The 24,288-nt window shown below is 52.3% G+C and carries 24 protein-coding genes and 1 other annotated feature; of the genes, 14 read left to right on the forward strand and 10 right to left on the reverse strand.

The window, feature by feature from the left end:
- Nucleotides 1-50 precede the first annotated feature (50 nt).
- The 3 genes from hisC to hisG are packed head-to-tail and all read right to left on the reverse strand — an operon-like array spanning nt 51 to nt 3,297.
- On the reverse strand, nt 51-1,109 hold the full coding sequence (hisC, locus tag G462_RS0116335) for a histidinol-phosphate transaminase (RefSeq protein ID WP_026959946.1): 1,059 nt from the start codon (nt 1,107-1,109) through the stop codon (nt 51-53).
- Complete coding sequence (hisD, locus tag G462_RS0116340; protein ID WP_026959947.1) at nt 1,109-2,395, reverse strand: histidinol dehydrogenase; 1,287 nt, start codon at nt 2,393-2,395, stop codon at nt 1,109-1,111. Before hisD ends, hisC begins: the two co-directional genes overlap by 1 nt.
- A gap of 2 nt (nt 2,396-2,397) precedes the next feature.
- Nucleotides 2,398-3,297, reverse strand: coding sequence for an ATP phosphoribosyltransferase (hisG, locus tag G462_RS0116345; RefSeq protein ID WP_026959948.1), 900 nt, complete (start codon nt 3,295-3,297; stop codon nt 2,398-2,400).
- Between the two features lie 18 nt (nt 3,298-3,315).
- Nucleotides 3,316-3,444, reverse strand: a sequence feature (His leader region).
- Between the two features lie 172 nt (nt 3,445-3,616).
- Between hisG and G462_RS0116350 the strand changes: the two genes are divergently transcribed.
- The 7 genes from G462_RS0116350 (at nt 3,617) to rnd (ending at nt 10,720) form a co-directional block, all read left to right on the forward strand.
- Nucleotides 3,617-3,823: a hypothetical protein gene (locus tag G462_RS0116350; RefSeq protein ID WP_026959949.1), complete on the forward strand. Its 207-nt coding sequence runs from the start codon at nt 3,617-3,619 to the stop codon at nt 3,821-3,823.
- A gap of 75 nt (nt 3,824-3,898) precedes the next feature.
- On the forward strand, nt 3,899-5,809 hold the full coding sequence (yoaA, locus tag G462_RS0116355; protein WP_026959950.1) for a DNA repair helicase YoaA: 1,911 nt from the start codon (nt 3,899-3,901) through the stop codon (nt 5,807-5,809).
- Nucleotides 5,796-6,488, forward strand: coding sequence for a tRNA (adenosine(37)-N6)-threonylcarbamoyltransferase complex dimerization subunit type 1 TsaB (gene tsaB / locus G462_RS0116360; RefSeq protein WP_026959951.1), 693 nt, complete (start codon nt 5,796-5,798; stop codon nt 6,486-6,488). Before yoaA ends, tsaB begins: the two co-directional genes overlap by 14 nt.
- A gap of 63 nt (nt 6,489-6,551) precedes the next feature.
- A complete protein-coding gene (locus G462_RS23100) occupies nt 6,552-6,824 on the forward strand; it encodes a hypothetical protein (protein ID WP_035478060.1) in 273 nt (90 codons plus the stop codon).
- Between the two features lie 17 nt (nt 6,825-6,841).
- A complete protein-coding gene (locus G462_RS23105) occupies nt 6,842-7,717 on the forward strand; it encodes an alpha/beta fold hydrolase (protein WP_084405099.1) in 876 nt (291 codons plus the stop codon).
- A 176-nt stretch (nt 7,718-7,893) separates the two neighbouring features.
- Entirely contained in the window at nt 7,894-9,555 is a 1,662-nt protein-coding gene (gene fadD / locus G462_RS0116375; RefSeq protein WP_026959952.1) for a long-chain-fatty-acid--CoA ligase FadD, read from the forward strand.
- 46 nt (nt 9,556-9,601) lie between these two features.
- Nucleotides 9,602-10,720 carry a ribonuclease D gene (gene rnd / locus G462_RS0116380; RefSeq protein WP_051326808.1) on the forward strand — a complete coding sequence of 373 codons (1,119 nt, stop codon included), beginning with the start codon at nt 9,602-9,604 and terminating at the stop codon, nt 10,718-10,720.
- Between the two features lies 1 nt (nt 10,721).
- Here the strand turns inward: rnd and minE are convergent, their stop codons facing one another.
- The 3 genes from minE to minC are packed head-to-tail and all read right to left on the reverse strand — an operon-like array spanning nt 10,722 to nt 12,516.
- Nucleotides 10,722-10,982: a cell division topological specificity factor MinE gene (gene minE / locus G462_RS0116385; RefSeq protein ID WP_026959954.1), complete on the reverse strand. Its 261-nt coding sequence runs from the start codon at nt 10,980-10,982 to the stop codon at nt 10,722-10,724.
- Between the two features lie 3 nt (nt 10,983-10,985).
- Nucleotides 10,986-11,798: a septum site-determining protein MinD gene (minD, locus tag G462_RS0116390; RefSeq protein ID WP_026959955.1), complete on the reverse strand. Its 813-nt coding sequence runs from the start codon at nt 11,796-11,798 to the stop codon at nt 10,986-10,988.
- A gap of 25 nt (nt 11,799-11,823) precedes the next feature.
- Nucleotides 11,824-12,516 (reverse strand): septum site-determining protein MinC, encoded by a 693-nt coding sequence (gene minC / locus G462_RS0116395; protein ID WP_026959956.1) that lies wholly within the window; start codon nt 12,514-12,516, stop codon nt 11,824-11,826.
- 110 nt (nt 12,517-12,626) lie between these two features.
- On the opposite strand from minC, the gene G462_RS23110 reads away from it, so the two are divergent.
- Genes G462_RS23110 through G462_RS0116415 form a run of 4 tightly spaced genes read left to right on the forward strand, consistent with a single transcriptional unit; the run spans nt 12,627 to nt 15,017 of the window.
- The gene (locus tag G462_RS23110; RefSeq protein WP_035478065.1) at nt 12,627-12,923 is read left to right on the forward strand and encodes a YcgL domain-containing protein; all 297 of its coding nucleotides are present in this window, start codon (nt 12,627-12,629) and stop codon (nt 12,921-12,923) included.
- On the forward strand, nt 12,920-13,888 hold the full coding sequence (locus G462_RS0116405) for a lytic murein transglycosylase (RefSeq protein WP_211234233.1): 969 nt from the start codon (nt 12,920-12,922) through the stop codon (nt 13,886-13,888). Before G462_RS23110 ends, G462_RS0116405 begins: the two co-directional genes overlap by 4 nt.
- A gap of 1 nt (nt 13,889) precedes the next feature.
- Nucleotides 13,890-14,561 (forward strand): fumarylacetoacetate hydrolase family protein, encoded by a 672-nt coding sequence (locus G462_RS0116410; RefSeq protein ID WP_026959958.1) that lies wholly within the window; start codon nt 13,890-13,892, stop codon nt 14,559-14,561.
- The gene (locus G462_RS0116415) at nt 14,562-15,017 is read left to right on the forward strand and encodes a YcgN family cysteine cluster protein (RefSeq protein WP_026959959.1); all 456 of its coding nucleotides are present in this window, start codon (nt 14,562-14,564) and stop codon (nt 15,015-15,017) included.
- A 74-nt stretch (nt 15,018-15,091) separates the two neighbouring features.
- Here the strand turns inward: G462_RS0116415 and dsbB are convergent, their stop codons facing one another.
- Entirely contained in the window at nt 15,092-15,610 is a 519-nt protein-coding gene (gene dsbB / locus G462_RS0116420) for a disulfide bond formation protein DsbB (RefSeq protein ID WP_026959960.1), read from the reverse strand.
- Nucleotides 15,611-15,833: 223 nt separating this feature from the next.
- Here dsbB and fadR point away from each other — a divergent pair, with 223 nt between their 5' ends.
- On the forward strand, nt 15,834-16,547 hold the full coding sequence (fadR, locus tag G462_RS0116425) for a fatty acid metabolism transcriptional regulator FadR (protein WP_026959961.1): 714 nt from the start codon (nt 15,834-15,836) through the stop codon (nt 16,545-16,547).
- Between the two features lie 7 nt (nt 16,548-16,554).
- Here the strand turns inward: fadR and G462_RS0116430 are convergent, their stop codons facing one another.
- Genes G462_RS0116430 through G462_RS0116440 form a run of 3 tightly spaced genes read right to left on the reverse strand, consistent with a single transcriptional unit; the run spans nt 16,555 to nt 21,271 of the window.
- Nucleotides 16,555-18,054 (reverse strand): SpoVR family protein, encoded by a 1,500-nt coding sequence (locus G462_RS0116430; protein ID WP_026959962.1) that lies wholly within the window; start codon nt 18,052-18,054, stop codon nt 16,555-16,557.
- 7 nt (nt 18,055-18,061) lie between these two features.
- Nucleotides 18,062-19,330, reverse strand: a complete 1,269-nt coding sequence (locus G462_RS0116435; protein WP_026959963.1) for a YeaH/YhbH family protein — start codon at nt 19,328-19,330, stop codon at nt 18,062-18,064.
- Nucleotides 19,331-19,348: 18 nt separating this feature from the next.
- Nucleotides 19,349-21,271 carry a PrkA family serine protein kinase gene (locus G462_RS0116440; RefSeq protein WP_026959964.1) on the reverse strand — a complete coding sequence of 641 codons (1,923 nt, stop codon included), beginning with the start codon at nt 21,269-21,271 and terminating at the stop codon, nt 19,349-19,351.
- A gap of 685 nt (nt 21,272-21,956) precedes the next feature.
- Between G462_RS0116440 and G462_RS0116450 the strand changes: the two genes are divergently transcribed.
- Both G462_RS0116450 and G462_RS0116455 read left to right on the forward strand, forming a co-directional pair.
- The gene (locus tag G462_RS0116450; RefSeq protein WP_026959965.1) at nt 21,957-22,223 is read left to right on the forward strand and encodes a DUF4212 domain-containing protein; all 267 of its coding nucleotides are present in this window, start codon (nt 21,957-21,959) and stop codon (nt 22,221-22,223) included.
- A 12-nt stretch (nt 22,224-22,235) separates the two neighbouring features.
- On the forward strand, nt 22,236-23,942 hold the full coding sequence (locus G462_RS0116455; protein WP_026959966.1) for a sodium:solute symporter family protein: 1,707 nt from the start codon (nt 22,236-22,238) through the stop codon (nt 23,940-23,942).
- The last annotated feature ends 346 nt before the right edge of the window (nt 23,943-24,288 follow it).

A 24,288-nucleotide genomic window follows, 5' to 3' on the forward strand; every position in this document is an offset into this window, starting at 1 on the left:
TGCTTTATTCTGTTCTTATAATGTGGGCCTGGTTTATTAGGCCCATGCCGTTACAGGGCGTCCAACTCGCGCAATGCAGTCAGAGTTTGCGCCATCTCGCTGGCATCACCGATGCTGATTCGAATGCAGCCCTCTAAGCGCGGTTTGTTGGCGAAGTCTCGTAGTACAATACCGCGCTCGCCCATGGCCTTAAACACTGAAGCTGAATCGCTAAAACGCGCCAGCACATAGTTACCGGTAGCCGGGAATACCTCGCTCACCATCTTTAAGCCGCTTAGGGTGTCGACCGCTTCGCTGCGCAGGCGGTTAAGCTCGTTCACTCGACTGCGCATCACATCCAGCCCCTCGGCGCTGAGCGCTTGAGCGGCGATATCGGCGATGGGGCGTGGCACCGGGTAGGGGGCGATCACCTTCATCATCAGTGCGATTACTTCTGGGTCGGCCACCGTAAAGCCGCAACGCAGACCTGCTAGCGCAAAGGCTTTGCTCAGGGTGCGGATAACCACCAAGTTCGGGTAGCGCTTAATCAGCGGCACCACGGTTTGTTCGGGGATAAACTCGATGTAGGCTTCATCGACCACCACGATGGCTTTGTCGCTTTGGGCTTCGAGCACTTGGCAGAGCTTGTTGTGGTCGAGCATATTGCCGGTTGGGTTGTTCGGTGCGCACAAAAAAATCAGCTTGGCATCAGCCTGACACAGCCCGTCGTAATCCACGTTGAACTGCGCATCGAGCTCGAGTTTAGCGATCTCAACGCCAATGGTTTCAGCGCTAACGGTATACATGCCGTAGGTGGGTGGGCAGATCAGGATGCGATCAACGCCCGGCTCACAGAAGGTGCGAATAAGCACCTCAATCGCTTCATCGGCGCCGCGGCTGGCCAGCACTTGGCTGCTGTCTACGCCAGCATAGTTGGCGTAGCCATCAATCAAGGCTTCCGGCTGAAACTCTGGATAGCGGTTTAGCTCGTTATCGCTTAGCGAAAAGGCTTGGCAATCGGGGCTTTCGTTGGCGTTCAGCCATACTTCACCGCTGCCGCCGATACGGCGCGCACTTTGGTAGGGCGTCAGCTTTTGCACGTTGTCGCGTGCCAGTTTTTCCAAAGACATTAGCGTTCCTCCCCAAGGCGCAGGGTAAGCGCACGGCGGTGTGCATCCAGCCCTTCGGCATTGGCTAGCGGTACGACCGCATCGCGCAGCCCTTGTAGGCCTTCGCGGCTAACTTCCTGCACGGTGTAGCGCTTCATAAAATCAGCGGTGCCCAAGCTGTTGTAGTTACGGGTATAGCCATAGGTGGGTAGGGTGTGGTTGGTGCCACTGGCATAATCGCCCACCGACTCCGGCGTGTACTCGCCCAAGAAGATGCTACCGGCGTGCTTGAGCTTAGGCAGCAGCGCCCGTGGCGCCTCGGTTTGCACGATTAAGTGCTCCGGACCGTACTCGTTGCTCACCTCAATGGCTTGCTCGATGGAGTCCACTAACACTGCGGTGCTGTGCGACAGTGCTTGGTCGGCAATGTTGCCACGGCTGAGTAGCGCCAACTGGCGCTCTAGCTCGGCATTTACTGCGTCGGCTTGAGCTTGGCAGTCGGTAACCAGAATCACCTGAGAGTCAGGGCCGTGCTCGGCTTGCGATAGCAAATCGGCGGCGACATAGGCAGCATTGGCGTTGGCGTCAGCAATCACCAGCACTTCCGATGGGCCTGCGGGCATATCAATCGCCGCGCCAGCGTGGTCTTTGCTGACCTGCTGTTTAGCCTCGGTCACAAAGGCGTTGCCGGGACCGAAGATCTTGTCCACTTTGGCGACGGTTTCCGTACCAAAGGCCATCGCGGCAACAGCCTGCGCGCCACCGGCGCAGTAGATTTCGTCCACGCCACACAGTGCGGCTGTGTAGACAATCTCTGGGGCAATCGGCGGCGGCGAGCACAGTACCACTTTGTCACAACCGGCAATCTGCGCGGGCACTGCCAGCATCAAGACAGTTGAAGGCAGGGGAGCTGTACCGCCTGGCACGTAGAGTCCGACTCGCTCGATGGGCGCCGAGTGCTGTTCACAGACCACTCCTGGCTGTGTTTCCAGTACCACAGTCTTTGGCTTTTGAGCTTGGTGGAAGGCTTGTATGTTGGCTTTCGCCTGAGCCACTGCGGCCTTGAATTCCTCACTGAGTCCTTGCTCCGCGTTACGTATGTCCTGCTCGCTCAGGCAAACCTGAGTGAGCTCGGTATTGTCGAAGCGCTTGGCGTACTCAATCAGGGCACTATCGCCTTGCTGACGTACTGCTGTGATAACCTCGCTTACAATGCTGCTGACATCGCCACCCGCCGCTACGGCAGGGCGCGAAAGCACGGCTTGCTTGTCATCTTGCGCCAGTTGATTCCAATTAACGACTTGCATGCTTATCTCAACATTTTCTCGATTGGCATTACCAGAATGGAGCTCGCGCCTAGCGCTTTAAGTTTCTCCATCGTCTCCCAGAACAGGTTCTCGGTGGATACCACATGCAGGGCAACTTTGTCGGTATCGCTGGCCAGATCCAGTACGGTCGGGTTCTCGCTACCAGGCAGCAGCTCAATCACTTCATCCAGCTTGGTCTTAGGCGCGTGCAGCATGATGTACTTGCTCTCTTTGGCTTCCATCATGCCTTGCATACGCAGCAGGATTTTATCGAGGAAGGCTTGCATCTCAGGCTCAAGCTGGCGCTTGGATTTGATCAGTACCGCTTGTGAGCGGTAGATAACCTCTACTTCTTTCAGGCCATTGGCTTCCAAGGTCGCGCCGGTCGATACCAAGTCACAGATGGCGTCGGCCAGGCCTGCGCGCGGGGCAACTTCCACCGAGCCGTTTAGCATACAGGTAGAGAAGGGCACGCCTTGCTCGTCGAGGTAGCGCTTTAGGATGCCGGGGTAAGAGGTGGCGATACGGGTGTTGGCCAGGCACTGCGGGCCGGTGTAATCGAACTCTTCTGGCACCGCCAGTGAGAAGCGACAGCCGCCGAAGTCGAGACGCTTAAGTACGTCACAGTCGGTGGGCTCGGCTTGGGCAGTACGTAGCATGGTTTCTTCTTCGAGTACGTTTTCGCCAACGATACCGAGGTCAACCACGCCGTCCATTACCAGGCCGGGGATATCGTCATCGCGAACCCGCAGTAGGTCGATAGGCATGTTTTCAGAGTGGGCGATCAGGCGCTGCTGACGAAGGTTGATCTTCATACCGCAGCTTTTTAGCAGGGCTTGTGAGTCATCGCTCAAACGTCCAGATTTTTGAATGGCGATGCGTAGTCGTGTTTGTTCAGTCATTGTTTTCCCTATTCTTTAAATTAAAAACCCCCGGAGGGCTGACCTTCCGAGGGTTATAAATTTGACTGTTTTAACACCACCGGAAGTTCAAATTTCACTTCCAGCAGCAAACCTCCTGAAAGCTACTCTGGATGATGATGGCGATGATGCTTCAGAAAGTTGGTGTTCATAGTTGCTGATTCCTTGCTGCGCTAGTGCGCTTAAATGTGCCGTTATCGTTACCAATCCCCGGACAAAATGCAAGCGTTTTTTAAGCCCAAAATTCAAGTAAAGCTGCGCTTGGACGATAATTATACAAAGACAGCACGTTGGGGGGCTTATGAGTCAGGATTATATCGGGCAGGTACTACCACCTAAGCCTGCAGTGCCCACACGCAAAGAGCGACCGATTAAGACCGGTGAGGTCTACAAGAAAACCGCGGCCGAAGGGCAGGCGGATGTAAAAACGCGGGTGAAGCCAAAAGGTGAGCAGCAAAAACGCAAGAAGCCCAAAGATGATGGGCATGATATTGATGTGTTTGTTTGAAGCGCGCTGACGTTTGGCGCAGGTGCTGCCGCCTGCTATAGTGTGCCGACTTAAAATCGACCCCAAGGCGCGCCCATGCAACACTTTGCCAACGATGGGCTTTTGGCAAAAAAACTCCCCGGATTTTCCCCTCGTCCTCAACAGCAAGTGATGGCAAAAGCCGTGGCCGAAACGCTGGATCAGCAACAGCAGTTGTTGGTGGAAGCGGGTACCGGTACCGGTAAGACCTTTGCGTATCTGGTTCCCGCCTTGGAATCGGGCAAGAAAGTCATCATCAGCACCGGCTCTAAGGCCTTGCAAGATCAGCTCTATAACAAAGACTTGCCACGCATGGTGAAAGCCTTAGGCGGTGGCCACCATGTGGCGCTGCTCAAAGGTCGCGCCAACTATCTGTGTATTGAACGCTTAAACGGCTTTGCCCACACCGGCTCGGGTCAGGATAGGCATACGTTGTCGATTCTCACCAAGATCAAAGCCTGGGAGCAGAGCTCAAGCAGTGGCGACATCTCCGAGCTTGGCCCGATGGCCGAGCAGGCCGATATCGCCAATCTGATTACCTCCACCAACGATAACTGCCTTGGGCGCGATTGCCCATCCTACAAGGACTGCTATCTGGTGAAGGCGCGCAACCGCGCGATGGAGGCCGAGCTGGTGGTGGTGAACCACCATCTGTTCTTTGCCGATATGGCGGTAAAAGAGACCGGCTTTGGCGAGCTGCTGCCCAATGTCGATGCCTATATCTTCGATGAGGCCCACCAGTTACCGGATATTGCTGCCACCTACTTCGGTGAGCATTTCTCCTCGCGTCAGGTGCAGGACTTATGTCGCGATGTCAATCTGGCCTACCAAACCGAGTTGCGTGATATGGCGCAGCTGGCCCGGGCTGCGCTCAAGTTAGAGAAGCAGCTTAAAGATTGCCGGCTTAACTTTGAGGGGATGCGCGATAAGGGCGAGTGGCGCCCGCTGGCTAAGCAACCTCGCTTTGTCGAGGCGATGGCCCGGTTACGTGACGATATGGAGTTCGTCTATCAAGTGCTCAAGCTAGCGCTGGGGCGCAGCGAGCTGGCGGATAGCTGCTTTGAACGTCTGGCCTCGCAGCGCGCACTGCTGGCCAAGGTGATGGATGTGGACCAAACCGGGTTTAGCTATTGGTACGAGACCACCCGTTTACACTTTTCCCTGCATCTGACTCCGCTCAATATCGCGGAGCGCTTTGCCACTGAGGCTGAAGCGCGTGAGGCAGCGTGGGTGTTTACCTCCGCAACCTTGGCGGTAAATGGCGTCTTTGATCACTTCCAAACCCAGTTGGGAATCAAGGAGGCGAAAACGGTGCTGCTCGACAGCCCCTTCGATTACCAAACACAGGGCTTGTTGTGTGTACCGCGCTATCTGCCAGACACCAAGGCGCAGCGCGCCGAGTACCTGATGTTGTCGCAGCTACAGCCGTTGATTGAGCTCAACCAAGGGCGCTGCTTCTTTTTGTGTACCAGCCATAGCATGACGCAACGCGTCGCTACAGCGCTACGTGAGCTAAGCTCGCTGAACGTGCTTGTACAAGGCGAAGGGGCTAAGTTGGAGTTATTGCAGCGTTTCACCGCCGAGGAAAACAGCGTGCTGGTGGCTACTGCAACCTTCTGGGAAGGGGTAGACGTGCCAGGGGATGCGCTATCGTTAGTGATTATCGACAAGCTGCCGTTCGCCTCGCCGGATGACCCATTGATGAAAGCGAAGAGTGAAGATTGCCGAATGCGTGGCGGGGATGCCTTCTCTCAGGTATATTTGCCGCACGCTGCTATCACCCTCAAGCAAGGGGTGGGGCGCTTGATCCGCGATCAGCAGGACCGAGGCGTGGTAATCATCTGCGACAACCGCTTGGTAAATCGCAACTATGGCGCCACCTTTGTGGCCAGCCTGCCTCCGATGCCACGCACCCGCGATTTAAAGAAAGTTGAACAATTTATTAGAGAGAAAAATGGCGACAGCTAATTTATTGGCCCTGGATACTGCCACCGAAAACTGCTCGGTAGCCTTGGATTACCAAGGCGAGCGTCTGCATATTGAAGAGTACGCGCCGCGCGATCATACCAAGAAGGTGCTGCCTTTTGTACAACAGATCCTAAGCCAGGCCGGAATTGGCTTAAGCCAGCTTGACGCTATCGTATTTGGCCGCGGTCCGGGCAGCTTTACCGGCGTGCGCATTGGTGTTTCAACCGCGCAGGGGCTGGCTTTTGGTGCTGACTTACCGATGATTGGCGGCTCAACCCTGCAAGCTATGTCGCAAGCGGTAGCTCGCCTGCATGGCGCTGAGCGTTGCCTTGCTGCCATCGATGCGCGCATGAATGAAGTGTACTTGAGCGAGTATGCCTTGGTAGATGGCCTGATGACCTTGCAAGGCGAAGAGCAAGTGATCCCGCCGGAGGCCTTGTCTGCTAGCGACGTGGCGGCCTGTGCGGTTGGTACCGGATGGCAGACCTACGCTGAGCTGTTGCAACAACGCTACCCTAATGCAATGCTCGTTGAGAACCCCTTGTATCCATCGGCACAAGATATGCTTGATTATGGTCAATGGGCCTACGCGAAGGGCAAACACTGCCCAGCCAGTGAAGCTCAGCCGGTGTACCTTCGAGATAAGGTCACGTGGAAGAAACTACCGGGTCGCGAGTAAACCGTTTCTCGCAGACTCGCTTCTGGCAGATCAATGTTAGTGCGCTGATAAAGGGAGTAGGGCATGCGCATCAATGGAGTCAACCACGGTCTACAGCCGCAGAGCCAGCCTAAGGCCCTGCCGATTGACCAAAGCAGCGAACAGCCTGCCCGCAAGGGTGGGGTGTTGCGGCCGTGGGCTCCGCATATGGAAGCGACGCTGCAAGGCGCCGCTTCAGTGCAATATGATGCAACCCCCGGTGCGGCCAACGATGCGATAAACCACTACCGTAGTGTTGATGGCCAGCTTAAGCGTCAAGAAATTAACGCCCTGTTCGGTGTGGACCTGTATGCCTAGCGCCACGTCTCCCTCTGATGTCTGATTCCTCCTCTAGCACATCCGTCAAGCGCACTGACTTCGTCACGCCCAATGGACTCGCTTGCATCGAACAGTTGGCAGATAGCGACACCTTAATCGTCGCACTGCATGGCTGGATGGATAACGCGGCGAGCTTTTTCCCACTGATGGACGTCATGCCCGAGCAGCACATTGTTGCTCTGGAGTGGCCTGGCCATGGTCACTCAGCTCATCGTGACGACTATTACCACTTCGCGGACTATGTCGACGACCTTCACCTTGCTCTTACCCATCTGGAACCCCGCAAGCCAATAGTTCTAGTAGGCCACTCCTTGGGCGCCTTGGTTGCAACGGTGTTTGCGGCCACCTTTCCTGAGCTGGTTCATGCGCTGGTGTGTATCGATGGCTTAGGGCCGCTTAGTCTGCCACTGGACCAACAAGTCGCGCATTTTCGGCGAGCGATTGAGCAGCGCCGGCAAACGCCCAAGGTAAGAGCTCTGTCCTCTGTCGACTTTGCGGTCAAAATTCGTGCGAGTAGTTCAAAACTGTCGTATGAAAACAGTCAGTTACTGGTGGATCGGGGTATACTCAAAGCCGATAGAGTTTGGCATTGGCGCCATGATTCTAGGTTGAAACTGAGCTCACCACTTCGGATGAGCGAACAGCAGGCGCAAGTGTTCTGCGAGGCTGTGCAAGCACCGCTATTGCTGTTAAGGGCTGCGCAAGGCAGTTATTTATCAGATTCAGTGTTAGCCCAACGCTCGGCATGGTTTAAACAGCTGGACGTAAGCCATGTCGGTAAGGGTCATCATCTGCATATGAGCTCAGCAAAGGAATGCGCTTTAATAATCAAACGGATGCTTAAAACATTTGAGCCACATCAAAACTTTTAACATTGCTTTTGTTAGTTAAATGTTATCGCCTTGTTATTCTCTATGCTGAGTGAAACAATCACTTTCGCACTAGAGCATTAACTCTAGGTTTGTTTGGCAAGGCTGCCATTAACAAGGTGAAACTTCACAACGCACATATAATTAGAATCAACTAATCGATCCCTGAGGAGAGCTGCGTGGATAAGATTTGGCTAAACCGCTATCCGGAAGATGTACCGGCAGACATTGATCCTGCTCGCTATCCGTCACTGCTGGAAGTATTTGAAGAAAGCGTGGCGAAAAATGCCGACCGAATCGCTTATATCAATATGGGTCAAGTGATGACCTACCGCCGCGTCGAAGAGCAAAGTCGTGCATTCGCCGCGTATCTGCAAAATGAATTAAAGCTGCAAAAAGGCGACCGGGTCGCGATTATGATGCCCAACTTGCTGCAGTACCCGATCTGCTTATTCGGTGCACTGCGCGCCGGTGTCACCGTGGTGAATGTTAACCCGCTGTACACCCCGCGTGAGCTCAAGCATCAGCTAAACGATAGCGGTGCAACCACCATCGTATTGGTCTCTAACTTCGCTCATACCCTCGAAGAAGTGGTAGCCGATACCCCAGTTAAGAACGTGATTTTGACCAGCTTGGGTGATCAGCTCTCTCCCACCAAGCGCACCTTGGTGAACTTTGTGGTCAAGTACGTGAAAAAGATGGTGCCAAAGTACAATCTTCCGGGGGCACAGTCGCTGCGCTATGTGCTCTCCAAGGGCCAACACCTGCAATACATTCGCCCTAAGGTTGAAGCAGAAGACCTGGCGTTCTTGCAATACACCGGTGGTACGACCGGCGTGGCTAAAGGCGCGATGCTTACTCACCGCAACATGGTGGCGAACTTGCTGCAGGCGCAGGCCATCGTCGGCCCTTGTTTGCGAGAGCACGAAGAGCTGGTGGTCACAGCCTTACCGCTCTATCACATCTTCGCATTGCTGGCGAACGGGCTGCTGTTCTTTATGCTCGGCTGCCAGAACCTGCTGATTACCAATCCGCGGGATATTCCTAACTTTGTGAAGGAGTTGGGAAAAGTGAAGTTCACGGCGATTACCGGGGTGAATACCTTGTTCAATGCCCTGGTGAACCATCCAGAATTCTCCAAACTGGATTTTTCGCAGCTACGGCTGTCGATGGGCGGTGGTATGGCGGTGCAAAAAGCGGTGGCCGATCGCTGGCAATCGGTAACTCATTGTCGGCTGATTGAGGGCTATGGCCTCACCGAATGTGCCCCCTTGGTCACCGTTTGTCCCTATAACCTCGAAGCTTACAACGGCAGTATTGGTCTGCCTGCACCGTCCACCGATGTAAAACTGGTAGATGAGAGCGGCAAAGAAGTGAGCTTAGGCGAAGCGGGTGAGTTGCTGGTTCAAGGTCCGCAGGTGATGCGCGGTTATTGGCAACGTGAGCAGGCCACCAAAGAAGCAATGCCTGACGGCTGGTTTGCCACCGGTGATATCGCCACGGTGGATGAAGACGGCTTCTTCCACATCGTTGACCGCAAGAAGGATATGATCCTAGTCTCCGGCTTTAATGTGTTCCCCAACGAGGTTGAAGAAGTGGTTGCCATGCACGATGGCGTGTTAGAGGTTGCGGCTGTCGGGGTGCCGCACAATGTAAGCGGCGAAGTGGTGAAGGTCTTTGTGGTGAAACGCGAAGCAAGCCTGACCGAAGAGGCGCTGTTGGCCCACTGTAAAGAGAACCTCACCGCTTATAAGGTGCCGAAATTAGTAGAGTTTCGAGAAGAGCTACCTAAGACCAATGTTGGGAAAATTCTACGTCGCGCTTTGCGTGACGAGCAATAGCCCTTAAAATAGCAGGCAAATCCTGCTTTCTTGAGGAGTGGCTGCGTTGACAGACCACAGCTACCAACTTATTGAAACAGAGGCGCAATTAGCGCCTCTGCTACGTTTACTCCAATCGCCTGAGCCGCTTTTGCTGGCGCTCGATACCGAGTTTATCCGCACCCGTACCTACTTCGCCAAATTGGGTTTGTTACAGGTGTTCGATGGCGAGACCTGTTATCTGGTCGACCCCACCACGCTAGACCTGACTGAGATGTGGCAGCTGTTACGCCGCCATCACTGGATTTTGCACGCGTTTAATGAAGATCTGGAGATCATCAATCGCTTGGCTGGTGGCTTTGGTCTAAGTGTGTTCGATACCCAACTGGGTGCTGCTTTCTTGGAGCATGGCGCTAGCATGGGCTTCCAGCGTTTTGTTGAGCACTTTTTATCGGTGCAAGTCGATAAAGGTGAAGCGCGTACCGATTGGCTGGCGCGTCCGCTTACCCAAGCCCAGCTCAATTATGCTGCGCAGGATGTGATCTATCTGCTGCCCGCCTATCAAGAGCTTAAAGCCCAGCTACAAGATGCTGGCTGGTGGTCTGCTGCTATCGAAGAGAGCCAACGCATGGCCGATGCCAAGCTGCTTAAGAATGACCCTGAGCTGGCCTATCTGGATGTGAAGAACATCTGGCGACTATCTTCGCAGCAACTGGCGGTGTTAAAGTCAATGGCTACCTGGCGCGTGCTTGAAGCCGAGCGTCGCGATCTGGCGCTTAACAATGTAGTGAAGGGCGACTCGCTGTGGGAGCTTGCACGCAAGCAGCCGAACAACTTTACCCAGTTACAAGCGATGGGGCTGCCACCGATGGAAGTGAAAATCCATGGCAACCGCTTGATAAAGCTGATTAAGCAGGGTTTGCAAACCGAGGCGAGCGATTATCCCGAGAAGGTTAAGCGGATGGTTGATTACCCCAACTATAAGCCTGCCATGAAAGCGTTCCGAGAGATGATTGCGGGTATCGCGGCGGAAAAGGGCATTCCCGAGGACATGCTGGCCACCAAGAAGCTAATGCACGAGTACTTGCGTTGGCATTGGGAAGGGCGTGTAGAGAACCAGCCACAGGTGCTATGTGGCTGGCGTAAAACGCTAATGGAAGGGCCATTAGCGGAGTTGGACGTATAGCCTAGCGGTTATCTGGCAGGGTGATGTTGAGCTCTAATACGCTGAGCTCTTCGCTGCGGTTATCCAGACTCACCTTTACATCATCCTGCTCAACCGCAACGTACTTCTTGATCACTTCCAAGATATCGCGCTGCAAATCGGGCAGATAATCCGGCCCATTGCGCTGGTTGCGCTCGTGGGCCACGATGATCTGCAGTCGTTCTTTGGCTTGCTTAGCGGTAGCTTCCGGTTTGCTCTGACGAAAATAATCCAATAACGACATGACTTATGCTCCAAATAGGCGGCTCAGTAAGCCTTTCTTTTCTTCTGTCAGAAAACGGAAATCCACTTCCTTACCCAATAAACGATCTACCGCATCACGGTAGGCCTTACCTGCATCGCTCTCATCATCGAGGATAACCGGCTCACCCGAGTTTGAGGCTTTCAGCACGGCTTGCGACTCCGGGATCACACCCAACAGCGGGATAGCCAAGATCTCTTCAACATCTTCCACGCTTAACATATCGCCTCGGTTAACCCGGCTTGGATCGTAACGGGTGAGCAGCAGGTGTTCGCGCACAGGCTCGAGCCCTTGCTCTGCACGCAGGGATTTGCTGCTAAGCATACCCAAGATGCGGTCAGAGTCGCGCACCGAGCTCACCTCTGGGTTGGTGGTGATAATCGCTTCGTCGGCGAAGTAGAGCGCCATAATTGCGCCAGTTTCGATGCCTGCAGGTGAGTCGCAGATGATGAAGTCGAACTCCATCTCGCGCAGGTTATCCAGTACGGTTTGCACGCCTTCTTTGGTAAGCGCGTCTTTGTCACGGGTTTGTGAGGCAGGAAGCACGTAAAGGTTATCGACCCGCTTGTCTTTAATCAGGCTTTGGTTGAGGTTTGATTCGCCTTTGATGACATTAACAAAGTCATACACCACACGACGCTCACAACCCATAATTAGGTCGAGGTTGCGTAGGCCAATATCAAAATCGATGATAACGGTTTTAAAGCCACTTAATGCTAGGCCAGTGCCAATGGCGGCACTGGAGGTGGTTTTTCCGACGCCACCTTTACCGGAGGTAACAACTACCACTTTAGACATGGGAAATCCTTATTTTAATGTGTAACTAAGCCAGTGGGCTAATCACTAGCTTGTCCTGTTCAATATGAATAACACTGGCGCGAGCTAAAGACTCGACCATCTGTTCATTTAATAAATAGGTACCGGCAATAGAGACTAATTCTGCTTGCAGGTCCTGACAAAAAATCTTGGCTTGTTTAATCCCTTTGGCACCCGCAATTGCGCGTCCGCGCAGCGCGCCATAGATATGAATATCACCGTCGGCGATTACCTCTGCGCCGTTACTGACCGAGCCGACGATGACCAAATCGCCGCTATCAGCATAAACTTGCTGGCCCGAGCGTACATGGCCATGCACAACTTTTGTGGCTGAGTTGGCGGATTGAGGAGCGGGAGTGGGCGGGTTTGCAGGTCGGCTCTCACTTTGCAGGGCGCCCGCTGTCATCACAGCCAAGCCCGCACTACGTGCCGAGTCCTTTTGCTGTTGGTTGCGACAAGCGGTGACGCCAACCGGAACAAAATCTTGTCCCTCGATCACCTCTTTGAGCTGGGCAAAATCTAGTTCATCATCGGCTTGTGAGACATCGACGACCACCGGTGCACAATTAAAAAAGTGGGGCGCCTTGGCAATCTTATCCATAAGTATGTTTTGAAGCGCGTCCAAGCTATTGCTGCCTAGCTTAATCACGGTAAGGGTGAAGCCAGTGCCTTTAAATTCGATATCCGGTGATGTTTGCAACTGCGGGTCCTTTCTGCTGCGCTTAGCGATGATTAGTCATGATGTTTACAAATGACTCTGTTATAGTTTTTTTGATTCAAGCCTGAGTTCCCAAGGATACTAGTTATTTGATGTTCTGTGCAGTCTATAAAAGCCTCAAAAAGCAACAAACCTATTTGTATGTCGAGAAAAAGGACGATTTCTCCAAGGTTCCTCAGGAACTACTGACATTACTCGGCCAATTAGAGCTGGTAATGTTAATGGCCAAGCGCCCGGAAAAGGATTTGGTGCAGGTCTCAATCGATGAGTTGGCAGGTTCTCTTAGCGATCAAGGCTACCACCTGCAACTGCCTCCTCCTCCGATTGACCACCTCAAACAACACCAGCAACATAAGCAAGAACAACAAAAAAAGGAGGGTAAAAGGTGATCAAACGATTCCTTTTGCTGGCGGGCTGCAGTTTTTGCCTAAACTTGAGTGCCAACGCCGATTTTCAAGCCTATATAGAGACCTTACAGCAGCGTGCTGATGAGGCCGGTATTTCCCAAGAGATCAGTCGCGCCGCCTTGGCGCAAGCCGAGTATGTGCCACGGGCAATCTCGGCTGACCGTAACCAACCCGAAAAAAAGCTCACGCTGGATGAGTATATTCCTCGCGCGGTGCCTAAGTGGAAGGTGCAGCAGGCGCGAGCGCTGTATAAGAAACACTATCCGGCGTTAGAGCAAATCGCAGAGAAGTACCAGGTTCAACCGCGCTTTGTGGTGGCCTTGTGGGGCGTAGAATCCAACTTTGGTCGCTATATGGGTAACTATAACGTGGTGTCGGCACTGTCGACCATGGCGTTCGAAGGGCGTCGCGAGGAGTTCTTCTCTAACCAGTTGATGGACGCGCTCAAGATTTTGGAGCAACAGCATATCTCCATCGAGAATATGAAAGGCTCGTGGGCGGGCGCGATGGGGCAGGTGCAGTTTATGCCAAGCTCATTCCTCGCCTATGCGGTTGACCAAAGCGGTGACGGTAAACAGGATATTTGGGGCAATACCGATGACGCCTTGGCCTCTGCGGCTAACTACCTTCATTCCCACGGCTGGAATGACGATCAGACCTGGGGACGCCAGGTTCGATTGCCAGAGAGCTTCGACCAGAACTTGTTGGGGCTAGACAAGCAACTTAGCTTGTCAGATCTGCAAGACCTAGGCGTACGCCGCATGGATGGCAATGACTTACCGCAGCGAGACTTGATGGCCTCAGTGGTTGCGCCGGATGGTATAGAGGGGAGGGTGTACTTGGCTTACGACAACTACCGTACCCTGATGCGCTGGAATCGTAGCTACTACTTTGTCTCTGCAGTTGGCTATCTGTCGGATGCTATCGCTTATCCACCGGTGATGTAATATGGCTGACTATCAGCACCACTTTTTCGACGAACGCTTAGCGCTGCCCACTCCGCAAAAAGCGGTGTGCGTTGGGCAAAACTACCTTGCACATATGCAGGAAATGGGCGGTGTGCCTGTCAGCGAAGCGATGTTCTTTATCAAACCGCTGAGCGCTTTTGTCGGTTTATCGGAGCAACTCGGAATACCCAGGAATCAAGGTGCGGTGCATTTTGAGCTGGAACTCGTGGTGTTGCTTGGCAAAGCCCTGACCAATGCCTCTGAGGAAGAGTGCCAGCAAGCGATTGTGGGCTATGCCGCAGGGTTGGACCTGACATTGCGGGACGTGCAAGCAGAGCTTAAGCAGCGTGGTCACCCTTGGGAACGGGCCAAAGCCTTCGACGGCAGTGCTGCGATATCGCCGTTTGTGCTGGTCGACTCAAAAGAGGCGTTGCGGGCGCTTGCTGAGATGGACTTGCAGCTTCACTGCAATGGCGAGCTTCGTCAACAAGGAAATACGCGGCAACTGCTGCGTTCTATTGCAACCTTATTGTCACAAGCCTCACACTGCTTTACCCTTGCGCCCGGCGACGTGCTGTTCACAGGCACGCCCGCAGGCGTAGGCCCCTTGCTGGTTGGTGATGACATCAAATTGCAGGTGGGTGAGATTTCCATGCAGACCCGAGTAGTGTAAGTGTTAGAACCCGAATTTTGGCGTAGTAAAACCCTGGCCCAGATGAACGATCAGGAGTGGGAAGCCCTTTGCGATGGCTGTGGTAAGTGTTGTCTGTCCAAGCTAATCGATGAAGATACCGATGAACTGTACTTTACCAACATCGCTTGTGTACTGCTGAACAATAAAACCTGTCAGTGTTCCGACTACCCCAATCGCTTTGCCAAGGTCAGCGACTGCGTCAAGATTACCCTCGATGATATGGAAGCCTTTCAGTGGCTGCCGACCACCTGTGCCTACCGCCGTTTGGTGGAGGGGCGTGACCTGCCGAGTTGGCACCCCTTGCTACATAAAGGTAAGAAGTCCAAGATGCATCAGGCAGGCGCTTCGATCCGCGGTAAGGTGATTTGCGAAAGTGAGCTGCGAGGCCCTGCGCAGGATTACATCGTTACCTGGCCGATTGAAGACTGCGAGTAAGCCTACTTCTCTAGCAAGTGATAAAAGAAAAGCCGCATTAAGCGGCTTTATTGTGGGCGTGTATAACTTGAAGGTTACTTCTTAAAGATGCTGACAACCGAAAGCAGGCTAAAGATAGCTGCCAAGCCGAGATAGACGGCGAACACCACAATCAGCCATTGTGGCATGGTCCAACCCATAAAGATCCAGTCGATTTCATCACAGAAGCCGTTAGGATTGAACACCGCTGGGAACCACACATCTAGCTTGAACCAGCTTGGATAGCTGGCGAAAAAGTCGCAGGTGGCAAACGGACTCGGGTTTAGTTGGTAGTCGGTATGGGTAATAGCCAGATCCAAGCCCCAGATACTGCTGGGTATCCACAGGCCGAATCCTAGCAAGCGAGCCACCCAAGTGCGAGGGAAGGTAGCGCCCAACAGCCCCGCAAACATCACGCCCATCATCGCGGTACGCTCGTAAACACACATCACGCATGGGTCTAGCTTCAGACCGTATTGGAAGAAGAGGGCGGTAAGCTCTAGCACAAAAGCGGAGAACGCCAATAACAACCATGGCCAACGTTGCTTGGGCATGTCGCTTAGAAACTGATACATCCTTATTACCTTAACATTCAGGTCAAAAAATACTCACTCGGGGCGAGCTATTGTGAAAGCCAACTTTACCCTGCGCTAAGTGCTTGTTACAAGACGTGATCAAGCTCTATTAAACAACTTTACATAGCCTTACAAAGGTTTGAGTTCAGACCAGTGCTTTTGCTTTATACAGTGCTTTGCTATTATCGCGGGGCATTAACACAGCGGTAATAGAGAACTAGGCATGGTAATAAAAGCAAAAAGCCCCGCAGGCTTTGCAGAACAATACATCATCGAATCAATCTGGAATAACCGATTTGCGCCCGGTTCCATTTTGCCCGCAGAGCGTGAGCTCTCCGAGCTTATTGGTGTGACCCGCACCACCTTGCGTGAGGTGCTGCAGCGCCTGGCACGTGATGGATGGTTGACCATTCAACATGGTAAACCCACCAAAGTGAACAATTTCTGGGAAACCGCCGGACTTAACATCCTTGAAACCCTAGCCAAGCTGGATAAAGAGCAAGTGCCCGAGCTGTTTGAGCAGCTGCTTTCTGCGCGCACTAACATCAGCGTGATCTTTATTCGTGCAGCACTGAAAAACAACCCTGAGAAGAGCCAAGAGTTGATCGCCCGTCATAGCGAGCTGGCACAGGAAGGTAAGGTCTATGCAGAGTTTGACTACACCTTGCTACATGGTCTTGCGTTTGCCTCCGGCAACCCATTGTACGCACTGATTTTAAATGGCTTTAAGGGCTTGTACGAATCGGTAGGTAGCTACTACTTCGACGACCCTGAAGCACGCCGCTTGGCCAATGACTTCTACACTCAGTTGGGCGTACTAGCCGGCTCAGGTGAGTACGACAAAACCCTGCAAGTGGTGCGTCGCTATGGTATCGAAAGTAGCGCCATTTGGCAGCGCGTTCGCCAGCGCATGCCAAATGACATTATGGAAGACTAAGTTTTGATTAGGGCGCTGGAGGACAGCGCCCTAATATTTCCACCTTCCCGCTGGGGTTCACTTGCTCAAGTACCACTTCAAAGCCCCACAATCTATGCAAATGCTTCAACACTTCATCTAGGCTATCGGCCAAAGGTATTCCCTGATGGGGGACATAGCGCAAGGTCAGCGAACGGTCGCCGCGCAGCGCGACATTGTAGACCTGAATATTCGGCTCAATATTGCTGAGGTTGTATTGGGCAGACAGCGCAGAGCGAATGTCTTGATAGCCCTGCTCATCGTGGATAGCGTCGATCTCCAGATAGGGCTTCTTATCGTCGTCGTGCAGAGTGAACAGTTTAAAATCGCGGATAACCTGCGGCGACAAATACTGAGCGATAAACGACTCATCTTTGAAGTTATGCATTGCGAAGTGCAAGGTCTCTAGCCAGTCTTTACCTGCAATGTCGGGGAACCATCGGCAGTCCTCCGGGGTTGGGTGTTCACAGATGCGGCGAATATCACGCATCATCGCAAAACCGAGTGCGTAGGGGTTGATTCCGCTGTAGTAGGGGCTGTTGTACTCCGGCTGCATTACTACTGAGGTGTGGCTATGTAGCACTTCCAGCAGTACTTTTTCGGTGATCTGCCCGTGGTCATACAGGTGATTCATGATGGTGTAATGCCAGAAGGTGGCCCAGCCTTCGTTCATCACTTGAGTTTGCTTTTGCGGATAGAAGTACTGGCTGATCTTGCGCACGATGCGGATGATCTCGCGTTGCCAGGTCTCGAGCAGCGGAGCGTTTTTCTCGATAAAGTAGAGAATGTTCTCCTCAGGGGATGCCGGGAACTTCACCGACTTCAGTGTTTCATCTTTCTGTTTGGTCGGAATGGTTCGCCACAGCTCGTTGATTTGGCTTTGTAAGTACTCGGTGCGTGCTTGTTGACGGCTCTTTTCCTCTTCCATGGAGATGGGGCTAGGGCGTTTGTAACGGTCCACCCCGTAATTCATAAGCGCATGGCAGGAGTCGAGGACTTCTTCCACTTCATCAACGCCATAGCGTGCTTCGCATTCGCTGATGTAGTTTTTAGCGAACACTAGGTAATCGATGATAGAGCTGGCGTCGGTCCAGGTCTTAAACAGGTAGTTATTCTTAAAAAAGCTGTTGTGGCCATAGCAGGCGTGCGCCATTACCAATGCCTGCATCGGTAGGGTGTTCTCTTCCATTAAATAGGCGATACACGGGCTGGAGTTGATCACTATCTCGTAGGCCAAGCCCATCTGGCCGCGCTTATAGGTTTGCTCGGTTTGAATAAACTTCTTGCCATAGGACCAGTGGTTATAGCCAATGGGCATGCCCACGCTGGAGTAGGCATCCATCATCTGCTCGGCGGTGATTACCTCAATTTGGTTGGGGTAAGTATCTAGGCGATATAGCTTGGCTACCTCGGCGATAGCCTGGTGATAATCTTCCAGAAGGTCAAACGTCCAATCCGGTCCATCAGGTAAGGGCTTGTTGGCTGACATAACTACCTCAGGCTACTTTTTTCGCAAACAGGTCGCGGAAAGTGGGCAGGATCTCTTCGGCATGCTTAACATGGCGAATGGCGAAATTGGCATACTGCTGTGACAGTTCAGCGTATTCATGCCATAGCGTTTGGTGAGCACGGCTGGTGATTTCGATGTACGAGTAGTGACGCACCGCAGGTAACAAATGCTTATCGAGAAGCTGACGACACTTGGGCGAGTCATCGGCCCAGTTATCGCCATCGGACGCTTGTGCGGCGTAGATGTTCCATTGGCTGGGAGGATAACGCTCCTCAATGATCTCCTTAGTCAGTTGCAGGGCACTTGATACGATGGTGCCGCCTGTTTCCTGAGAGTAGAAAAACTCGTGCTCATCCACCTCTTTGGCTTGGGTGTGGTGGCGAATAAACACCACTTCGATCTTCTCGTAGCTGCGGGTCAAGAACAGGTAGAGCAACAAGAAAAAGCGCTTGGCCATATCTTTGGTTGCTTGGTCCATTGAGCCTGATACGTCCATCAGGCAAAACATCACCGCCTGAGTACTGGGCACTGGTGTTTTAACGAAGTTATTGAATTTAAGGTCGAATGTGTCAATGAAGGGGATCGCGGCCAGCATCTTCTTAAGCTCTTCCACCTCCTGCTCTAAGGCGACAATATCTTGCTGGGGGCAGTGAGGGTCGTTACGCGCTTCTTCCAAACGAGTGGTTAGCTCGCGTAGGCGAGAACGCTTGCTTGCTCCCATAGCGATACGCCGCGCCAGTGAAGATTGCAGGCTGCGTACGATATTAATGTTGCTCGGCACGCCGTCATTGGTAAAGCCAGCGCGAGAGGTTTTATATTCGATAAGCTGATCGACATCGGTTTCTTGTAGGTTAGGCAGCTCCAAATCGTCGAACAGAATATCCAAGTACTCGTCTTTCGATATATTGAACTGGAACTCGTCTTGGCCTTCGCCGGAGTCGCTGGCATCGCCATCGCCGCTGCCGCTACCTTGGCCTTGTGGTGGACGCTCAACTTTGTCGCCCTTGGTGAACTGATCGTTGCCAGGCAGCACCCGCTGGCGGTCGCCTCCTTGGCCTTGATGGAAGAAGGGTTCGTTGATATCCCGCTGGGGGATGCTGATATTCTCACTGGCTTCCAGATCCTGGATGCTGCGCTGATTGACGGCATCAGACACCGCTTCCTTGATCTGTTTCTTGTAGCGCCGTAAGAAGCGCTGCCGATTGACAGCGCTTTTGTTCTTGCCGTTAAGACGGCGGTCGATGAAATGAGCCATAGGCCTTTACCTCCTTCGCTACGAGGATTTCCGTACGCGCAGGTACCACTCAGCCAGTAGCCTGACTTGTTTACGGGTGTAGCCTTTCTCCATCATACGCGCGACAAAGTCGTCGTGTTTCTTCTGATCATCCGCCGAGGTCTTGGTGTTGAACGAGATAACCGGCAGCAGATCTTCAGTATTGGAGAACATTTTCTTCTCGATAACGGTGCGCAGTTTCTCGTAGCTGGTCCAGTTTGGATTTGAACCTGAGTTACTGGCTTTAGCCCGTAGTACGAAATTAACGATCTCGTTGCGGAAGTCTTTCGGGTTGCTGATACCCGCAGGCTTTTCGATCTTCTCGAGTTCTGCGTTCAAGGCGGCTCGGTCGAACAACTGGCCCGTATCGGGGTCGCGATATTCTTGGTCTTGGATCCAGAAGTCGGCGTAGGTGACATAGCGGTCAAAGATGTTCTGACCGTACTCAGAGTAAGACTCGAGATAGGCGGTCTGGATCTCTTTGCCGATGAAGTCGACATATTTAGGAATCAAGTAACCTTTGAGGTGCTCAAGATAACGATCAGCCATCTCTTGCGGGAACTGCTCACGCTCCACTTGCTGCTCTAGCACATAGAACAAGTGAACTGGGTTAGCGGCCACCTCGGTGGTATCGAAGTTGAATACCCGCGATAGGATCTTAAAGGCAAAGCGGGTGGATAGCCCTTCCATCCCCTCATCGACACCGGCGTAGTCGCGGTACTCTTGATAGGATTTTGCTTTTGGATCGGTGTCTTTAAGGGTTTCACCATCGTAGACCCGCATCTTCGAGTACACGCTGGAGTTTTCTGGATCTTTCAGGCGTGATAGTACTGAAAACTGAGCCAGCAGCTCTAGGGTAGACGGCGCGCATTTGGCGGTATTCAGTTCGCTGTTGTCTAGCAGCTTTTGATAGATGTTTACTTCTTCATTGACGCGCAGACAGTAAGGCACCTTCACGATGTATACCCGATCAAGGAAGGCCTCATTGTTTTTGTTGTTTCTAAAGCTTTGCCATTCCGACTCGTTGGAGTGAGCCAAGATAATGCCATCAAATGGTATCGCGCTCAGGCCTTCAGTGCCGTTGAAGTTACCTTCTTGGGTGGCAGTAAGTAGCGGGTGTAGCACCTTGATGGGCGCCTTGAACATCTCCACAAACTCCATCAGGCCTTGGTTCGCACGGCACAGTGCGCCGGAGTAGCTGTAGGCATCGGGATCGTTCTGCGCGAAATGTTCCAGTTTGCGGATATCGACCTTGCCCACCAGCGAGGAGATGTCTTGGTTGTTTTCATCGCCGGGCTCAGTTTTAGCGATACCCACTTGATGAAGAATAGAGGGGTGGCACTTAACCACTTTAAACTTGCTGATGTCGCCACCGAACTCAGTCAAACGCTTGGCCGCCCAAGGCGACATTATCGGTCTCAGGTGACGTGGGTTAATCCCGTACTCCTGCTCCAAAATCTTGCCGTCTTCATTGGGGTCGAACAAGCAGAAAGGGTGGTCGTTGACCGGCGAGTCTTTCAGCTTATAAATAGGTACTTGCTGCATCAGAGCCTTTAGCTTCTCGGCTAACGACGATTTACCGCCGCCCACAGGACCGAGCAGATAGAGGATTTGCTTCTTCTCTTCCAAGCCTTGGGAGGAGTGTTTTAAGTAGGAGACAATCTGTTCGATGCTGTCTTCCATACCGTAGAAGTCGGCGAAGGCCGGATAACGAGAAATCACACGGTTCGAGAAGAGTCTACTTAATCTGGGGTCTTTGGAGGTGTCTATGGTTTCGGGTTCACCGATTGCCATCAACAGGCGTTCGGCGGGACTTGCATAGGTTGCGGGATCTTCTTTACAAAGTTGTAAAAATTGCTCTAGCGAAAGTTCTTCTTCTTGGGCCAGTTCATAGCGCTTTTGATAATGGTCGAAAATACTCATTGCCAAGGCCTCCTAAGACTACTTTACCCACATTTAGATCGTGAGTTGGCGACAAAAATTTCAAAGGGCTCAAAAATAAGTCTATACCACGGTAAAAATAACGTTCTAAAAATTAAGAAATTTTTATTTTCAGACGAGTAACTTACTGTAGCAATTGCGGTAATTACTGTTGTTTACGGTTTTTGTGGAAAACTGGATTCATCACGCCGTAAAACAATCCTCATGCCTTATTGATTAGACAGCAAAATGCTTGCTGTAAATGTGATCTAGATGTAAATAAAAGGTTGCAATTGAAGATTTGGGTGATAATTTTAGACATGTAGCTTCAAACCTTCTTGCTTTGGTCGGCGAACACTACATCAGAGGGGAGTAGTGTTGAAGGTTTTACAAGCACGTTTCCTTTAGGCTTTTGCATTGCAAAAGCCTTTTTTTTGCCCAACTCGAAAAAATCCCGTAACTCCAAGAGCTTTTGGCCATGCATCGAGTGTCAGACTTTAGTGGCAATTCTGGTGTAGAAACAGCTAAAAACCCTTTGGTTCTGTGAGCCAACTCAAATCGTCTAGCAGCCGCTATACCAAAGTCTAAGTTTCAAACGACAGTGCGCAGCTTACCTTTTTGCTGTAACAAATTATTAACCATTGAGCGGTGGGTTAATAGCCTTTCAGCTAACAAGGAGAAGGATGAAATGGCATTTCAATCTGATGAAATGGCGAGAGCCTACTGGAAAGAAAATCTCACCATCATGGGCTCACTGCTGGCCATATGGTTTGTCGTCTCGTATGTCTGCGGGATTTTGCTGGTTGATCAGCTGAACGCAATACGCTTGGGTGGCTTCAAGCTCGGCTTCTGGTTCGCTCAGCAAGGGGCGATTTATGTGTTCGTGGCATTGATCTTTGTTTATGTAGCGAAAATGAACGCGCTCGACAAAAAGTACGGCGTAGAAGAAGAGTAGGCAGGATACGAAATGGATATTCAAACTTGGACTTTCATACTGGTTGGCTTGAGCTTCTCGCTCTACATCGGTATTGCTATTTGGGCACGCGCTGCATCTACAGGCGAGTTTTACGTTGCTGGAAAGGGCGTACACCCGGTTGCCAATGGTATGGCAACCGCCGCTGACTGGATGTCGGCAGCATCCTTTATCTCCATGGCGGGGATTATCTCCTTTATTGGTTACGACGGCGGTGTGTACTTGATGGGTTGGACCGGTGGCTACGTGCTGTTGGCGCTATGTCTGGCTCCTTATCTGCGTAAGTTTGGTAAGTTTACCGTGCCTGACTTTATCGGTGATCGTTACTATTCCCAGACTGCCCGTATGGTGGCGGTATTCTGCGCAATCTTTGTCTCCTTTACCTATGTTGCAGGACAGATGCGTGGGGTAGGCGTGGTGTTCTCGCGCTTCCTTGAGGTCGACATTAACCTCGGCGTTATCATCGGTATGGCCATCGTGTTCTTCTACGCGGTGATGGGCGGCATGAAAGGGATTACCTACACCCAGGTCGCGCAGTACTGCGTACTGATTTTCGCTTTCTTGGTTCCGGCGATTTTTACCTCGCTGGCGGTGACCGGTAATGTATTCCCGCAAATAGGCTTTGGTAGCACCGTCACCGATGGCTCGGGGATGTATCTGCTGGATAAGGTCGATGGGCTCTCTCAAGAGCTCGGGTTTAATCAGTATACGGACGGCTCCAAGTCCACGGTCGACGTGTTCTTTATTTGTGCAGCACTGATGGTAGGTACTGCGGGTCTACCTCACGTAATTATTCGCTTCTTCACCGTACCTCGGGTTAAAGATGCGCGTATCTCTGCAGGTTACGCACTGATCTTCATCGCAATCCTGTACACCACTGCACCAGCGGTAGCAGCCTTTGCTCGCGTCAACATGATCGAGTCGATTAACGGACCTGAGATGAAGGGTGTAGCTGCGGAGCAGGCTCCAGGTTGGATCGATAACTGGAGCAAAACCGGTCTGGTGAAGTGGGAAGATAAGAATGGCGATGGTCGTATGTTCTACTCAGGCGATGACCGTAACGAGATGTCGATTAACCGCGACATTATCGTACTGGCCTCTCCAGAGTTGGCGCAATTGCCTAACTGGGTAGTCGCACTACTGGCCGCGGGTGGCTTGGCGGCAGCGTTGTCCACGGCGGCGGGTTTGCTATTGGTGATATCCACATCGATATCCCACGACTTACTCAAAAAAGGCTTTAAACCGGATATGACCGACAAGCAAGAGCTACTGGCTGCACGCTGTGCGGCAGTACTCGCAGTAATCTGTGCCGGTTATCTGGGTATTAATCCGCCGGGCTTTGTGGCGCAGGTAGTGGCGTTTGCCTTCGGCTTAGCCGCGTCGAGCTTCTTCCCTGCGATTATCCTTGGGATCTTCTACAAACGGATGAATAAAGAAGGCGCGATTGCCGGTATGTTGGCGGGTATCTTGTTTACCTCAGCCTACATTATCTACTTCAAGTTCATTAACCCAGCGGCCAACGTGCCAGCAAACTGGTGGTTTGGTATCTCACCAGAGGGTATCGGTACCTTGGGTATGTTGGTGAACTTCGTGGTTTCTATTGCGGTGAATAAAGTGACTGCAGAAGTGCCACAAGACGTTCAAGACTTGGTCGAAAGTATTCGCTTCCCGAAAGGGGCTGGTGATGCTCACGATCACTAATTAGTCGCAAGTTGACTAAAAAAGCACGCTTCGGCGTAATGCCAGTCAGTTAAGCTGACTGGCATTTCTTTTTAAATGGATACTTGGTGGGTTTCCGCCTGACTTCTCGAGGGTAAACTCTATCAGGCCGAGACGCCGGGAGCGTAAGCATTCGCAGTGTTTCCAGTAGTGCTGCATAGTGCTTGGGCAAGTTGCCGGGGCTACTCATTGGCAACCTGGCTAGGAAGGTGGTCACGTGCCACAAGCAGTGGCTAAAGCTTAGCCTCGTTGGCGTTAATGGCTCTTCTGCTGCACAGGCCTCTATCATCACTATTCTAATGAGATTGTAAGCCAACAGGACTCCCCA

It is taken from the genome of Aliagarivorans taiwanensis DSM 22990, assembly GCF_000429505.1.
GTDB lineage: Bacteria > Pseudomonadota > Gammaproteobacteria > Enterobacterales > Celerinatantimonadaceae > Aliagarivorans > Aliagarivorans taiwanensis.

Excerpts from the sequence above, each read along its gene's own strand:
- hisC (WP_026959946.1), bottom strand. The coding sequence starts at position 1,109 with ATGTCTTTGGAAAAACTGGCACGCGACAACGTGCAAAAGCTGACGCCC.
- hisD (WP_026959947.1), bottom strand. The coding sequence starts at position 2,395 with ATGCAAGTCGTTAATTGGAATCAACTGGCGCAAGATGACAAGCAAGCC.
- hisG (WP_026959948.1), bottom strand. The coding sequence starts at position 3,297 with ATGACTGAACAAACACGACTACGCATCGCCATTCAAAAATCTGGACGT.
- G462_RS0116350 (WP_026959949.1), top strand. The coding sequence starts at position 3,617 with ATGAGTCAGGATTATATCGGGCAGGTACTACCACCTAAGCCTGCAGTG.
- yoaA (WP_026959950.1), top strand. The coding sequence starts at position 3,899 with ATGCAACACTTTGCCAACGATGGGCTTTTGGCAAAAAAACTCCCCGGA.
- tsaB (WP_026959951.1), top strand. The coding sequence starts at position 5,796 with ATGGCGACAGCTAATTTATTGGCCCTGGATACTGCCACCGAAAACTGC.
- G462_RS23100 (WP_035478060.1), top strand. The coding sequence starts at position 6,552 with ATGCGCATCAATGGAGTCAACCACGGTCTACAGCCGCAGAGCCAGCCT.
- G462_RS23105 (WP_084405099.1), top strand. The coding sequence starts at position 6,842 with ATGTCTGATTCCTCCTCTAGCACATCCGTCAAGCGCACTGACTTCGTC.
- minE (WP_026959954.1), bottom strand. The coding sequence starts at position 10,982 with ATGTCGTTATTGGATTATTTTCGTCAGAGCAAACCGGAAGCTACCGCT.
- minD (WP_026959955.1), bottom strand. The coding sequence starts at position 11,798 with ATGTCTAAAGTGGTAGTTGTTACCTCCGGTAAAGGTGGCGTCGGAAAA.
- G462_RS23110 (WP_035478065.1), top strand. The coding sequence starts at position 12,627 with ATGTTCTGTGCAGTCTATAAAAGCCTCAAAAAGCAACAAACCTATTTG.
- G462_RS0116410 (WP_026959958.1), top strand. The coding sequence starts at position 13,890 with ATGGCTGACTATCAGCACCACTTTTTCGACGAACGCTTAGCGCTGCCC.
- dsbB (WP_026959960.1), bottom strand. The coding sequence starts at position 15,610 with ATGTATCAGTTTCTAAGCGACATGCCCAAGCAACGTTGGCCATGGTTG.
- fadR (WP_026959961.1), top strand. The coding sequence starts at position 15,834 with ATGGTAATAAAAGCAAAAAGCCCCGCAGGCTTTGCAGAACAATACATC.
- G462_RS0116430 (WP_026959962.1), bottom strand. The coding sequence starts at position 18,054 with ATGTCAGCCAACAAGCCCTTACCTGATGGACCGGATTGGACGTTTGAC.
- G462_RS0116435 (WP_026959963.1), bottom strand. The coding sequence starts at position 19,330 with ATGGCTCATTTCATCGACCGCCGTCTTAACGGCAAGAACAAAAGCGCT.
- G462_RS0116440 (WP_026959964.1), bottom strand. The coding sequence starts at position 21,271 with ATGAGTATTTTCGACCATTATCAAAAGCGCTATGAACTGGCCCAAGAA.
- G462_RS0116450 (WP_026959965.1), top strand. The coding sequence starts at position 21,957 with ATGGCATTTCAATCTGATGAAATGGCGAGAGCCTACTGGAAAGAAAAT.
- G462_RS0116455 (WP_026959966.1), top strand. The coding sequence starts at position 22,236 with ATGGATATTCAAACTTGGACTTTCATACTGGTTGGCTTGAGCTTCTCG.